This window comes from Pontimicrobium aquaticum, assembly GCF_005047595.1.
In the GTDB taxonomy this organism is placed as follows: Bacteria; Bacteroidota; Bacteroidia; order Flavobacteriales; family Flavobacteriaceae; genus Pontimicrobium; species Pontimicrobium aquaticum.
In genome coordinates this window covers 214,384-228,957 of record NZ_SUPL01000001.1, presented here as the reverse complement: position 1 = coordinate 228,957, position 14,574 = coordinate 214,384, and the positions used below count along the sequence as shown (strand labels likewise).

Here is a 14,574-nt window from a genome sequence, read left to right as displayed (position 1 = left end):
AACTATTTCATTTTTAACTCGGTAAAATATTTATAGAACAAAGGAATGGTTTCGATGCCTTTGTAGTAGTTGAAAAGTCCAAAATGCTCATTAGGCGAATGAATAGCATCACTATCTAGACCAAATCCCATTAATATGGTTTTACTTTTTAATTCTTTTTCAAATAATGCCACAATTGGAATACTTCCACCACTTCGTTGTGGTATTGGTGTTTTTCCAAAAGTGTCTTCATAGGCTTTAGATGCTGCTTGGTAACCTATACTATTAATTGGTGTTACATATGCTTGACCACCATGATGCGGTGTGACTTTTACTTTAACACCTTTAGGCGCAATACTTTCGAAATGTGTTTTAAATAAATTGGTAATTTCTAACCAATCCTGATCTGGTACTAAGCGCATAGAAATTTTGGCATAGGCTTTACTAGCAATGACCGTTTTTGCACCTTCACCAATGTAGCCTCCCCAAATTCCGTTGACGTCAAGTGTTGGTCGGATTGAATTACGCTCATTGGTTGTATAACCTTCTTCGCCATAAACCACATCAATATCCAATGCTTTTTTATATGCTTCTAATGAAAAAGGTGCTTTTGCCATTTCAGCTCGTTCTTCAAGTGATAATTCTTCCACTTTATCATAAAACCCAGGAATAGTAATATGGTTGTTTTCATCGTGTAGTGATGCAATCATTTTTGTTAAAACATTGATTGGGTTTGCGACTGCGCCACCATATAAGCCAGAATGTAAATCGCGATTTGGGCCAGTTATTTCTACTTCAACATAACTTAAACCTCTAAGTCCAGTAGTGATAGAAGGCACATCTTTGGCAATCATGCCTGTATCAGAAATCAAAATGACATCATTGGCCAATTTTTCGTGGTTGTTTTTTACAAATCCAGCTAGACTTGTGCTTCCGACTTCTTCTTCGCCTTCAATCATAAACTTCACATTACATGGTAATTGGTTTGTCGATATTAAAAACTCTATGGCTTTTACATGCATGTAGAATTGCCCTTTGTCATCACAAGCTCCTCTTGCAAAAATAGCGCCTTCAGGGTGTAAATCGGTGTTCTTAATAACAGGCTCAAAAGGAGGAGAATTCCATAAATTTAATGGGTCTGGTGGTTGTACATCATAATGTCCATAAACCAAAACGGTTGGTAAATTAGAATCAATAATTTTATCTGCATAAACAATAGGATACCCTTCTGTCTTGCATATTTCGACATTGTCACAGCCAGCTTTTTTTAAACTTTCTGAAACAAATTCAGCAGTTAATAAAACGTCATTTTTATAAGCAGAATCGGCGCTTATGGAAGGAATTTTCAATAATTCTAGTAGTTCGCTTAGAAAGCGTTCTTTGTTTTTAGAAACGTAAGATGTTATGTTATTCATTAAAGTAATTTTAAAGGATTATAAAAGTAACAAAAAGAACTAGAAATTTATAGTAGATGCATTTGATTATTCAAAGTAATGCTTATATTTGCACGCACAATTTTGCGGATGTGGTGGAATTGGTAGACACGCTAGACTTAGGATCTAGTGCCGCGAGGCGTGGGGGTTCGACTCCCTTCATCCGCACGAAACAAAAAGCTTCTCGAATTGAGAGGCTTTTTTTATTTCATTTTCTTGACCAAAGTCATTTTATAGTATCTTTAATGTAGATATATTTACTACTTATTGTAAAAATAATGAAACATATAATTTGGGTACTACTCTTTATTTTAATGGTATCATGTAAAAATGATGAAGACAAAATTTTACCTCAAATACAAAACCTAACGGAGTCTGTTTATTCATCTGCAATAATACAACCTGATAGTCTATACCAGGTATATTCGGTAGTATCAGGTATTTTAGAAGCTAATTTAGTTGAAGAAGGTCAGGAGGTCGAAAAAGAGGATCCCATCATTCAAATAACAAATAGCACACCAAAATTAAATACACAAAACGCAAAATTAGCTCTCGATTTAGCAAGAGATAATTATAATGGAAGTGCTGCTATTTTAAAAGGCGTACAAGATGAAATTGAAGCCGCTTCTTTAAAATATAAAAATGATTCCATTAATTTTTACAGACAAAAAAACCTTTGGGAGCAAAACATTGGTTCAAAAATAGAATACGATACAAAAGAACTTAATTACAGACTTTCTAAAAACAATTTGCAATTGTTACGTAGTAGATATGAGCGTACTAAAAATGAACTTAGTACAGCCATTAAACAAGCTGAAAATAGTTATAAGGCATCATTAATTAATACAACCGACTTTACCATCAAAAGTAAGATAAATGGTGTGGTTTATGCACTTTATAAGAGTAAGGGTGAACTTATTACTACAATGGAACCAATAGCAGCGGTTGGAAGTTCTAATAATTTTATTATTGAAATGCTTATTGACGAAGTTGATATTATAAAAATTGAATTAGACCAAAAAGTCGTGGTTAGTTTAGATGCTTATAAAGATGACATATTTTTAGCAAAAGTTTCTAAAATATTACCCAAAAAAGATTTACGAAATCAAACATTTACGATAGAAGCTGTATTTATTGACACTCCTAATAAGTTGTATTCAGGGCTATCAGGAGAAGCAAATATTATAGTAAGTGAAAAAGAAAAAGTGCTTACAATTCCTAAGGCGTATTTAACTTCAAGCAATCAAGTACAAACAGAAGATGGTTTGGTTACTGTTAAAACTGGATTAGAAAACCTCGAGTTTGTTGAAATTCTTGAAGGCATAGATTCTGAAACCTATATATATAAGCCAAAAAGTGATTAATTGGAAAATCATATTAACCATTGCAAAAACACACTTGTTGAGTAAACTCAAACAAACGTCGGTTGCTGCACTTGGTGTAACGTTTGGTATAGGTGCATATATTACTTTGGTGTGCTTTATGACAGGATTGAATAAAATGTTAGACGGTTTAATATTGAATCAAACACCTCATATACATATTTACAACGAAATTGAGCCTTCCAAAAAACAGCCTATAGCATTATATGAAGAAGTTAAAAACAGTTTTAAGGTAGTACACTCCATAAAGCCAAAGCAAAGTCAGAAAAAGATTCATAATGCATTGCCAATAGTTAAATATTTAAAAAAAGATAAGCGAGTTAAAGGAGCCATTCCGCAAATAAAAACACAAATATTTTATATAGCAGGTTCTATAGAATTGGGAGGTAACTTAACAGGCATACAACCACTAGAAGAAGCACGCTTATTCAACTTTCAAAATTACATTGTAAAAGGAAGCCATGAAGATTTACAAAAAACAGAAAATGGTATTTTGCTTGGGTCTGGAGTTGCTAGTAAAATGTCGCTAGATGTAGGCGATAGAGTTCAAATAAGTACTATTAAAGGTGATATTTTTCCTCTTAAAATTGTTGGGATCTATCAAAGTGGTTTAGCCGATTTAGATGCCATACAAAGTTTTGCAAATATTAAAACAGTACAACGAATTTTAGGCGAAGCAGAGAATTATATAACAGATGTTAATGTAAAACTTTTTGATATTGAAGTTGCTTACAACATGGCTCAAGAAATAGAAACTCAGTTTAAGCTAAAAGCAATTGATATTAAAACAGCCAATGCACAATTTGAAACCGGAACTACCATTAGAAACTTAATTACATATGCGGTTTCAATTACCTTATTAATTGTGGCTGGATTTGGTATTTATAACATTCTTAACATGTTTATTTATGAGAAGATGAACGATATAGCTATTTTAAAAGCTACAGGGTTTTCAGGAAAAGATGTGCAATACATTTTTATGAGTCAAGCACTAATCATTGGTGTTGTTGGAGGTGTTTTAGGGTTGTTAATAGGTTTCGGACTTACAAGTTTGATTAATAATTTACCTTTTGAAACAGAGGCGTTGCCAACCATTAAAACCTTTCCTGTAAACTTTGATCCTTGGTTTTATGTTATAGGAATCACCTTTGCATTAATTTCTACTTTTTTTGCAGGGTATTTACCATCCAAAAAAGCTAAAAAAATAGATCCAGTTAACATAATTAGAGGGCAATAATGAGTATCGTTCTTCAAACAAAAAACATTAATAAATATTTCAGGAAACCTGTGTTGTTTCATGTGCTCAAGAACATCAATATCTCAATAAAAAAAGGTGAATTTGCCTCAATTATGGGAAAATCAGGTTGTGGTAAGTCAACATTGCTATATATTCTTTCAACAATGGATACAGATTATGAAGGACAACTATATTTAAATAATGAGTTGCTTACTGGTCAGAACCACAACAAGCTTTCCTGTATAAGGAATAAACATATTGGTTTTGTTTTTCAGTTTCATTATCTGTTATCTGAATTTTCAGTTTTAGAAAATGTGATGCTACCAGCAAAAAAATTAGGCGAAAAATCGTTTGAAGAAATTGAGCACGAAGCCATGCAAAAATTAAAAATTCTTGGCATTGAACATTTAGCGTTAAAAAGAGCATCAAGAATTTCTGGAGGAGAGAAGCAAAGAGTAGCTATTGCCAGAGCCTTAATTAATAACCCATCAATAATTATGGGAGACGAGCCAACAGGAAACCTTGATAGCCATAACTCTGAAAATGTTTTTAATATTTTCAAACAACTTTGCGATGAACAAGGACTATCACTTCTTATTGTAACCCATGATGAAGATTTTGCCAAAAAAACAGATCGAATCATTACTATGAGTGATGGAGAGATAATTAGCTAGCTTTTGCCTATCAATTAAATAATATGTTATGAACTTACTTAATACACGACTAAAGCTAAATATTCGTAAATTTGCTTAAAGTATTTATGAGATTATGCATGATATTAATGAAAATATTGAATCTCCCTTAGAGCTTAAAGTAAGCTTTGATAAACTGCTTAAGCATTATGAGGTTTTAGCTGAGAGTGACGACGAATTGATTTTAGAAAAAGCTAAACGAATACTAAAAATAGCTGAGACGTACCCTGAGCTAAGAAAAGGATTTAGTGAGACTAGTATATTAAAGAAAAGAAAAAAAGAAATTAGTGTAATTCTTCAAGATTCTTTTAGTCCTGTGTTAACAAAAAATGAGATTAAGACAGCATCTGTACCATTTCATAATTTAATTTTTAATTCTTCAGATCGATTTAAAAACATTATTAGCACTGCAGGTGATGACTTTGAATTAAAAATTAAGAACATGCCAAAAGATGATACCTACATTATGGCATGTACTATTATATTAGCTTTTTGTTATGGTTATAGTTTAAATTTTAAGCGTCCATTTTATTACGAAATTCCAGATGTTAACGGCGTTATGCGTTATTATAAAATACTGTATAATGCAGATTTTATTGAAATAACCCCTAAAAAGAGTGCGCCCAAAATTACCCAAGAAGATTATGAAATACTTTTGGATAGTTTTGAGAATATCGATTTGTGGAAAGAAAAATTCCCGCCAAATAGCTACACTTTCAAGGGATTTGTAATTTCAAATATTTTTGATGTTACTGATGATCAATCCATTTCAAACGTAAAGTCAGCACTTATTGGCGATGAAAAATGTAGTGATGAGAATATCGTAGAAGATTTTAGCAAAATTTTTAGATCTCTTTTAGGAGTTAATGATATTCAAATAGGCTTTTCAATTTATAATAAGGAAGAAAGTACTTTTGAGCGTATTTATGATGTAGGAGGAAAAAGTTTTCTGTTAAATAAAGCAGAAAAATTAAAATGTTCAGATGCATTGTGTAAATGGTCATACAAAAGGTTGTTACAAGACAATAAATATTTTTCAGTATCAGATGTTGATAAGATGTTTAAGGCTTCTAAGAGAAAAACGCCACATATAGATGCACTTCATGAGCAGGGTATTAAAAGTGCTATTTTTGCTCCAATAGCAAATGACGATGGGTTAATGGGTGTTTTAGAAATAGCATCAAATGAACCACTAGCGTTAAATAGTATTAATGCTAATAAATTAGAAGATGTAATGCCATTTATTGTGTCGGCAGTTGAGCGCTCTAAAAATGATGAAGAAAATTTAATTGAAGCAATAATACAACAAGAGTGTACCTCTATTCACCCAAGCGTGTCTTGGAAATTTAAAAGTGCTGCTAAGCAGTTTTTAATAGATAAACAACGTTTCGCAGCCAATGCAACATTCAAAAATATAAGCTTTAAAAAAGTATATCCTTTGTTTGGGCAAATGGATGTAAAAGGATCATCACACTCTAGAAACAATGCCACAAAAAAAGATTTAATTCTGCAATTGTCGTTAGCTGAAAAAATATTTAAAAAGCTTCCTGAGAAAGAACACATGCCAATTTATGAGCAAATAAAATTTCAAATACAATCTTACACAAAAGAGATTAATGTAGATTTTAAAGTTGATAGCGAGCAACAAATATCTGGATTTTTTAAAAGAGAAATAGAGCCGTTATTTAGGTTTCTTCAGAAAAAAGATAAAGCTTATTCTAAAGACATAGAAGACTATTTTGGTAAAATAAATAAAGACCTAGGAGTAGTTTATTATTACAGAAAAAAGTATGACGATACTATTGCTTTAATTAATAAAAAAATGTCTAACCTTTTAGATCAAAAGCAAGTAGATGCACAACAAATGTATCCTCACTTTTTCGAGCGTTATAAAACAGATGGTGTTGAGCACAATATGTATATTGGCGAATCCATTACAAAAGAAGATAGCTTTAATGTTGTTTACCTTTATAATTTGCGATTATGGCAGTTACAGGTAATGTGTGAAATGGAAAGAGAGTTTTACAATAGCCAAAGTGAGTACCCACTATCACTAGATGTTGCATCAATGATTTTAGTATTTAACCAGCCTTTATCTATACGATTTAGAATGGATGAAAAGCGCTTTGATGTAGATGGCACCTATAACGCAAGATATGAAGTTGTTAAAAAACGCGTTGATAAGGCACTTATAAAAGGCACAAACGAACGTGTTACGCAATCTGGTAAAATAGCTATTGTGTATTCACAAAAAGAAGATGAAGCAGAATACTTAAGATACATTAACTTTTTACAATCAAAATCTATTCTTGATTGTGATATAGAAATATTAGAATTGCAAGATTTGCAAGGTGTTACAGGTTTAAAAGCCATAAGGGTAAGTGTGCTATATCATAAAAAAGACAACGACAAAGCCTTCTATACCTATAATGATTTAATGAAAGAAATTAAAAAATAACGTTAAATCTTAAAAAATCTAAAACATGTTGTTGAAGCTTTGGTTTACCCAATAGAACTAAATGCAATTCCAAAGGTAATTACAGAAACTATGATGCCAATCATAAAAACAGTATAAGTAAGGCGTAATATTTTATACTTTCTGTCTAAAACTTTTCCTAAAAAATAAAGATCCTTTTTCATTGAAGAATATAAATAATCTCTGTCTTGCATCATCTCTCCCATAGCCCATTCAAAATCGTTTAAGCTCATTTTGTGAAAGTTTCCAAAAAATAAAAGATTTACTTTTTTATTTGCAACATCATCTTTTGTAAACTTACCACTAGTCACATTAGGACGTGTTGCAATAATAGATAGTACAATAGAAACAACCGTAAAAGCGACAAAAATTACTGTAGGCCAAATTAAATAACTGTTTGATGGATTGTCTAGCTTAGAAACTAAATTAGAAAGCACTAACGAAATAATTATGGCGTTTACAGACAGCAAAATATTTGCTTTCGTATCGGCAATATTACTTAAATGCATATGGTTTTTTAAAGTGACTCTAAACATGGTTTCAATACCGCGTTCAGGTAATTTAACCCTGTTCTTTTTTAACTTTAGCTCTTCTTTCTTTTGCTTTAATTTAGAACGCTCCAATACTAATTTTTTTTGCATTTTTAGTAATTGTGATAAATTTCTCCCTTTTGCTTTATCCCAAATAGATGAAGCTTCATCACTGTAAAAACGATGCCTGTTAGTTAAAAAATCAATATTCTCGTTTAACCACTCATGTTCGGTTAATGTCTTGTTACAAGTTAATTCCCATTCTTTTCTTAGCAACTCCGAGGTGTTTAGGTAGCTTTTGCTACCAATATGAGAGCAATCTGCATCACGAATCAATTTTTCTAGGTTATTTGTTGGTTCGTGAGTTATTTTGGTTGATAAAATCAAACCATTTACAATGTCGATACCTTCATTATTATAGCCTTGTTTCTTTAAAAAACTAGAAGCTATTTTAATGCTTTCATCTTCATGATCTTCAATGGTTTTTGTGTAACCTGTATCGTGTAACCAAGCACAAAGTAAAAGGTGCTCTTTTTCAATGTCGTTTAGTTCAGCAAGTTCGGCAAGCTCAGTTCCTTTTTCAACAACACGTTGTGTATGAGCTAAATTGTGATAAACAAATTTATTGTCAAGATGGTTGTTTAATAACTGAGTGACAAATTTTTCAGTTTCAACAAGAATATTATCCATGCGAATACAATGATTTTAAGTAAAAATACTAAACTTTAATTAATGTAAAGCAAAGTGGCATATTGGTCGCTTTTATTTTTTAATGCTAACAAAAGCAACTGTAAGGATATTTATATATTTTAGACTAAGCTTAGAATATTATATGGCTACTAATTAGAATTAAAGAATATGCTCACTTGGAAAAACGTAATTAATTTCGCAGTTAACGGAAATGCAAAGCCAGATAGACGTGTTGATAAAACAGAAGCACAATGGCAAGCTCAATTAACTCCTGAACAATATAGAATTACCCGAAAAAAGGGAACTGAAGCAGCTCATAGCGGAGCTCTTTGTAGTGTTTATGACGAAGGACAATACAATTGTATTTGTTGTAACACACCTTTGTTTGACTCTTCAATTAAGTTTAGTTCAGGAACAGGTTGGCCAAGTTTTACACAGCCTATAAAAGAAAATGCCATTAAGTATAAAAAAGATTCAAGCTTTGGTATGGTGCGTGTAGAGGTAATGTGTAACACATGCGACGCACACTTAGGACACGTGTTTCCAGATGGACCAGAACCTAGTGGGTTGCGTTATTGTATTAACTCACAAGCCATAAAATTAGATAAAGAGAGAGTAAATGACAACTAAAAATTTGCAATTGGCAACCCTTGGAGGAGGCTGCTTTTGGTGTACCGAAGCTGTGTTTATAGAGGTTAAGGGTGTTGAGAAAGTGGTGTCTGGATATTCTGGAGGGAATGCTCCAGGTCGCCCTACTTACCGTGAGGTGTGTTCTGGTTTAACAGGTCATGCCGAAGTCGTTCAAATTACTTTTGATGCCAACATTATTTCTTATTATGACATTTTAAGTATTTTCATGACTACCCACGATCCAACAACATTAAACCGTCAAGGTGCTGATAGAGGTACGCAGTATCGCTCCGTGATTTATTATCATAATGAAGCTCAAAAAGAAATAGCCGAAGTTGTTTTTAAAGAAATGGCATCTTATTATGAAAATCCAATAGTAACCGAAATTAGTTCTTTCAGTATCTTTTATGAAGCAGAAAAAGAACATCAAGATTACTATAAAAACAATCAAGAACAAGGATATTGCAGCTTTGTTATTACACCAAAGCTAGCCAAATTTAGAAAGCTTCATGCTAAAAAATTAAAATAATGTATATAACAAACTATTATAATTAGAAAAAGATTAAGAAAAATGAATTTAATAAACAATGTTAAAAGCTATTTTGGGAAAAAGTTAGAAAAAAAAGAAACAGGTAAAGCACCTGAAGGTATTTGCCCTAATTGTTGGGGAAGTCAGGAATGGGATGGGGAGTTCTATAAAAAAATTAGCTCTAAGAATGTATCACCAAATACTGATGCTTATTCACATTTTATAAACGAGGTTGTTCGTAGTTTAGACAAAATAACTTTAAAAGCAGATACTTATCTTTGTGAAACATGTAACATGAAATTTAAACCTTAGATTTTTAATCAATCCTTAATGAAATTAAATGCTAAAATAATAGCTGTCTTTTTTTTATCGTTGTTATTCAATGCATGTGCAACTCATAAAGTACAATATGCAAATGCAGATAAGTTTCAAAACAATTTTCCAGATAAAGAAATAGATAAAACATTTTACCTTATTGGAGATGCTGGTTTGTCTCCAAAAAACAATCTTTCGGATGGTTTAAAAACGTTTCAATCGTATATTTCAGATAAGGAAACAAAGGGAGACTATACCATTTTTTTGGGAGACAACATTTATCCGTCAGGGTTACCTGATAAAAATCAAAAAGGAAGAGCAAGTGCCGAAAACGCATTAAATGCACAAATAAATGCTGTTGAGAATTTTAAAGGAACTACCATTTTTATCCCTGGGAATCATGATTGGTATTCAAACAAACTTAAAGGTTTAAAACGCGAAGAAAAGTATATAGAAGAAGCATTAGGTAAAAATACCTTTTTGCCAGAAGATGGTTGCCCCTTAAAAAGTGTAGATATAGGTGAAACAATTCAATTAATTATTATAGATACTCAGTGGTATCTAGAAAACTGGAACGATAACCCAACCATTAATGACGATTGTGAAATTAAAACTAGAGAACGATTATTTGAAGAAATTGAAGGTGAATTAAAAAAGGCACAAAATAAAACGGTGATTTTTGCAATGCACCATCCAATGTACACCAATGGCATTCATGGAGGTTATTATAATGCTTCAAAGCATATTTTTCCAACGCAAAAGAAAATTCCTGTTCCAATTATAGCATCACTTTTAGCACAAGTAAGAACCCAAGGAGGCGTTTCAATACAAGATCGTTATAATGAACGTTACAATAAGTTAATGAATAGGTTGGAAACAATGACTTTAAATGCCAAAAATGTGGTTTTTGTTTCAGGTCATGAGCATTCATTACAGTACATAGAAAATAAATCTATAAAACAAATAGTATCTGGTTCAGGGTCTAAAGAATCTGTAGCCTCATTGGGTAAAAACGGATTGTTCTCATATGGCAAACAAGGCTTTGCTGAGTTAACCGTTTTTAAGGATGGAAGTAGTTGGGTGAAATTTCATGGAGTGGAAAATGGAAAAGCTAAGCTACTCTATCAAAAAGAAGTGTTTAAACCAAGAAAAGAGTTTGATGTTTCTAAATTTAAGCTACCAAAAAGCTTCCCTCAAGAAATAGAAGTGTCTATTTACACCAAAGAAGAAACCGATAAAACAGGGTTCTTTAAATCGCTTTGGGGAAACCATTATCGTGATATTTATAGCACAAAAATTAAAGCTAAGGTAGCTACTCTCGACACGCTTTATGGAGGGTTAGAAGTTGTAAGGAAAGGTGGGGGTCATCAAACACGTTCACTCCGATTAAGAGCCAAAGATGGAAAAGAACTTAATATGAGAGCACTTCGTAAAAGCGCAACACAATATTTACAAACAGTACTTTTTAAAGACACATATATACAAGATGAGTTTGAGAAAACAACAGTAGAAAATCTTGTTCTAGATTTTTATACAGCTGCACATCCTTATGCGTTTACTGTAGTGCCAGATTTGTCAGAAGCAGCAAAAGTCTATCATACCAATCCACAACTATATTATATTCCTAAGCATGAAGCCTTAGGAATATATAATGAAGAATTTGGAGGAGAATTATATACTATTGAGGAGCGTCCGGAAAAAAATTATGCTAAAGAAAAAAACTTTGGGTATGTTAATGATGTTAAAAGCACATATGATATTATAAAAAAAATCCGTAAAGACGAAAAGTATAAAATAGATGAAGATGCTTTTGTAAGAGCACGCCTTTTTGATATGCTAATTGGCGATTGGGATAGGCACCAAGACCAATGGCAATGGGCACAATTTGATTTGGAAAATGGCGATACCTACTTTAAACCAATTCCAAGGGATAGGGATCAGGTGTTTTCAAATTTTGATGGTGCATTATTAGGGGTTATGAAAATTATTTCGGGGCCTACAAAGCAACTTCAGGTGTATGACGAAGAATTAAGAGATATTGAGTGGATGAATAGTGCAGGAATTAAATTAGACCGAGTTCTTATTCAACAAGCAAATAAAAATAAGTGGTTAGAACAAGCTAAATTTTTACAAGACAATATTACAGATGAGGTTATTGATTTAGCGTTCTCAAAAGTACCAGAATCAGTGCAGGATGAAACATTAAAAGATATCAAGCAAAAATTTAAAGGAAGACATGCTAACCTGCAAGATATTGCAATACGATATTACAATTATTTAAGCGAATTAGTGATTCTTAAAGGTACAGATAAGGACGATTATATTGAAGTAACCCGAACAGGCAATAAAGAAACTCACATAAAAATCTCAAGAATTATTGATGGTGAAAAAGGTGAGGTTTTGGTTGATAAAACATTCCATAGGGATATTACTAAAGAGATTTGGATTTACGGTTTAGATGATAAAGATGTTTTTAAAGTTACAGGAAAAGCAAATAATTTAATCTATACAAGACTTATTGGAGGTCAAGGAAATGACACTTATATTATAAAAAATGGCAGGCGTATTAAAGTGTATGACCATAAATATAAAGAAAACACAATACAAGAAAATAAGGGAGGGCAAATAAAATTTACCGATATCTATACTCTAAATCTTTTTGATTTTAATAAAAACATTACAAAAGCATCAATCATCACCCCAAATATGGGTTATAACCCAGATGATGGGTTTCAATTAGGTGTCTCGTTTGTAAAAACGGTTAAGGGCTTTCAGCGAAACCCTTTTTCACAACAACATCGCTTTAAAGGTGGTTACTTTTTTGCAACTAAAGGTTTTGCTCTCAATTATAATGGAGAGTTTGCAAATATATTTCAAGATTGGAATTTAAATGTATCTGGAACATTTACTTCAGAGAATTTTACTAATAACTTTTTTGGCTATGGTAATGAAACAGAAAACAATGAAGATGATTTAGACTTTAATAGGGTTAAAACAGGCATTATTGCCACTAAAATAGGCGTTGTGAAAAAAGGTGGTTTTGGTAGCGACTTTGGAATTAGAACGATTTTTGAAGGTATAGAAATTGAAGAAACCAAAGATCGATTTATATCAGAATTTGCTCCTGAAATTAATACCGAATTTTACAAAAGACGCTTATTTGGAGGTGTAGAAATAGAATATAACTACAAAAGTTTTGATAATACTATAAACCCTTCGAGAGGGATGAACTTCATGTTGAATATTGGTGGTAAAACCGAATTTAAGGATACTAAAAACACCTACGGCTTTATTAATTCTGATCTAGGGTTTTATAATGCGTTATCAAAAAATAAAAAACTGGTACTAAAAACAGATGTAAGAACCCAAGTAAGATTTGGTGATGAACTTGTGTTTTATCAAGCTGCTAATATTGGAGGTAATAATGGGTTAAGAGGTTATAGAACTGAGCGTTTTACAGGTAAAAGCTCGTTTGTTGGAAGTGCAGATCTTAGGTATAGTTTTCCATCATTTAAAACTAATATATTACCATTACAAATAGGTGTTTTTGGAGGAGCTGATGTTGGTAGGGTTTGGTTAAGAGGTAAAAACTCAAACAAATGGCACAACGATTATGGTGGTGGTTTGTGGATAACAGCAGCCGAAAGTTTATCAGGTACTTTTAATTTCTTTAATAGTGCTGAAGGATTTCGATTTTCTTTTGGGTTTGGGTTAAGTTTTTAATTCATATTAAAAAGATATAAGTTACCACCTTCACCTTTGTTTTTTTCATCTGTAATGTAAACTTCCGTCTTACTTAAAAAACAAACACCTTCTTTTTGTGAGTCGTGCTCAAAGGGTAATTCTTCAATAGTGCCTTTAAAAAAAGCATCATCTTTAAAATCGGTAATTTTCCATAGTTTGTCATGGTTTAAAAGTATAATGGTTTTACCATCATCACTAACATCAGCCGAAGTTATTTTGTGGTGTTTGCCATCTAAATTAAAATCAATCACTAATTCTGCAGTATGCTTTCCTATTTTATTAGGAACTTTTATAAGCACACTAGATTTATTTTCTTTACTGAAAATATAAAAGTGATTATTTAAAAGAAAAAAGGCTTCAAAATCTTTAGATTTCATGTCCTTTGGAAGTATAAAATTGATCCTCTCTGCAGTAATTTTATTTTCAGCAGTATTTGTATTTGCAATTTTATAAATAGTAAAATCATCTCTGTTTTTACTGTTATTTCCAAAATCACCAATGTATAAATTGCCAAAACTATCTGAGGTTAAATCTTCCCAATCTATATTACTAGCGTTATTGACATCAATATCTTTTATAATCTTTCCTTTAGTATTTAAACCATAAATATTGTTTTTGTTTCCTGCATCTTCAATAACCCAAATTAAATTGGAGTTTGGTAAAGTTTCAGTTGCAGAAATTTCTTTTAAATCGTTAGGTAAATCAGCAATTACAGTAAGCTCTCCTGTATCGCAAGAGGTAAAAAAAAGAAAAAAGATAATTAGTTGATGAATTTGCAACATCATAAATATTGGGTTTAATATCAATATATTGAGATAATAAGGTAATATAAAATTTAAAATGCTAAACTATTTATAAATTTATATCTAAGTGAATCTTTTTATTAAAACTACATAATACATTCACAAAAAACTATATAGTTTTCTTACTTTTAAGA

Annotated in this window: 11 protein-coding genes and 1 tRNA gene; 9 read left to right on the top strand and 3 right to left on the bottom strand. The window is 31.7% G+C overall.

Annotated features, from left to right (window positions below):
• Positions 1–2: 2 nt before the first annotated feature.
• The gene (locus tag E5167_RS01065) at positions 3–1,394 is read right to left on the bottom strand and encodes a dipeptidase (protein WP_136840145.1); all 1,392 of its coding nucleotides are present in this window, start codon (positions 1,392–1,394) and stop codon (positions 3–5) included.
• A gap of 104 nt (positions 1,395–1,498) precedes the next feature.
• Here E5167_RS01065 and E5167_RS01060 point away from each other — a divergent pair.
• The 5 genes from E5167_RS01060 (at position 1,499) to E5167_RS01040 (ending at position 7,181) form a co-directional block, all read left to right on the top strand.
• Positions 1,499–1,580, top strand: a tRNA-Leu gene (locus E5167_RS01060).
• 110 nt (positions 1,581–1,690) lie between these two features.
• Complete coding sequence (locus E5167_RS01055; RefSeq protein WP_136840143.1) at positions 1,691–2,776, top strand: efflux RND transporter periplasmic adaptor subunit; 1,086 nt, start codon at positions 1,691–1,693, stop codon at positions 2,774–2,776.
• The gene (locus E5167_RS01050; protein ID WP_136840142.1) at positions 2,769–4,031 is read left to right on the top strand and encodes an ABC transporter permease; all 1,263 of its coding nucleotides are present in this window, start codon (positions 2,769–2,771) and stop codon (positions 4,029–4,031) included. Before E5167_RS01055 ends, E5167_RS01050 begins: the two co-directional genes overlap by 8 nt.
• Complete coding sequence (locus E5167_RS01045) at positions 4,031–4,705, top strand: ABC transporter ATP-binding protein (RefSeq protein ID WP_136840140.1); 675 nt, start codon at positions 4,031–4,033, stop codon at positions 4,703–4,705. Before E5167_RS01050 ends, E5167_RS01045 begins: the two co-directional genes overlap by 1 nt.
• A 94-nt stretch (positions 4,706–4,799) precedes the next feature.
• Positions 4,800–7,181 (top strand): GAF domain-containing protein, encoded by a 2,382-nt coding sequence (locus E5167_RS01040; protein WP_136840138.1) that lies wholly within the window; start codon positions 4,800–4,802, stop codon positions 7,179–7,181.
• Between the two features lie 44 nt (positions 7,182–7,225).
• Here E5167_RS01040 and E5167_RS01035 read toward each other — a convergent pair whose 3' ends face one another.
• Positions 7,226–8,419, bottom strand: coding sequence for a Pycsar system effector family protein (locus tag E5167_RS01035; RefSeq protein WP_136840136.1), 1,194 nt, complete (start codon positions 8,417–8,419; stop codon positions 7,226–7,228).
• A 168-nt stretch (positions 8,420–8,587) separates the two neighbouring features.
• On the opposite strand from E5167_RS01035, the gene msrB reads away from it, so the two are divergent.
• Genes msrB through E5167_RS01015 form a run of 4 tightly spaced genes read left to right on the top strand, consistent with a single transcriptional unit; the run spans position 8,588 to position 13,616 of the window.
• Positions 8,588–9,049 (top strand): peptide-methionine (R)-S-oxide reductase MsrB, encoded by a 462-nt coding sequence (gene msrB / locus E5167_RS01030; RefSeq protein WP_136840134.1) that lies wholly within the window; start codon positions 8,588–8,590, stop codon positions 9,047–9,049.
• Positions 9,039–9,578: a peptide-methionine (S)-S-oxide reductase MsrA gene (gene msrA / locus E5167_RS01025; protein WP_136840131.1), complete on the top strand. Its 540-nt coding sequence runs from the start codon at positions 9,039–9,041 to the stop codon at positions 9,576–9,578. Before msrB ends, msrA begins: the two co-directional genes overlap by 11 nt.
• Positions 9,579–9,620: 42 nt before the next feature.
• On the top strand, positions 9,621–9,890 hold the full coding sequence (locus E5167_RS01020; protein WP_136840129.1) for a hypothetical protein: 270 nt from the start codon (positions 9,621–9,623) through the stop codon (positions 9,888–9,890).
• Positions 9,891–9,908: 18 nt separating this feature from the next.
• Positions 9,909–13,616 carry a metallophosphoesterase gene (locus E5167_RS01015; protein ID WP_136840127.1) on the top strand — a complete coding sequence of 1,236 codons (3,708 nt, stop codon included), beginning with the start codon at positions 9,909–9,911 and terminating at the stop codon, positions 13,614–13,616.
• Here the strand turns inward: E5167_RS01015 and E5167_RS01010 are convergent.
• A complete protein-coding gene (locus E5167_RS01010; RefSeq protein ID WP_239021912.1) occupies positions 13,613–14,422 on the bottom strand; it encodes a hypothetical protein in 810 nt (269 codons plus the stop codon). The genes E5167_RS01015 and E5167_RS01010 overlap by 4 nt on opposite strands.
• Between the last annotated feature and the right edge of the window lie 152 nt (positions 14,423–14,574).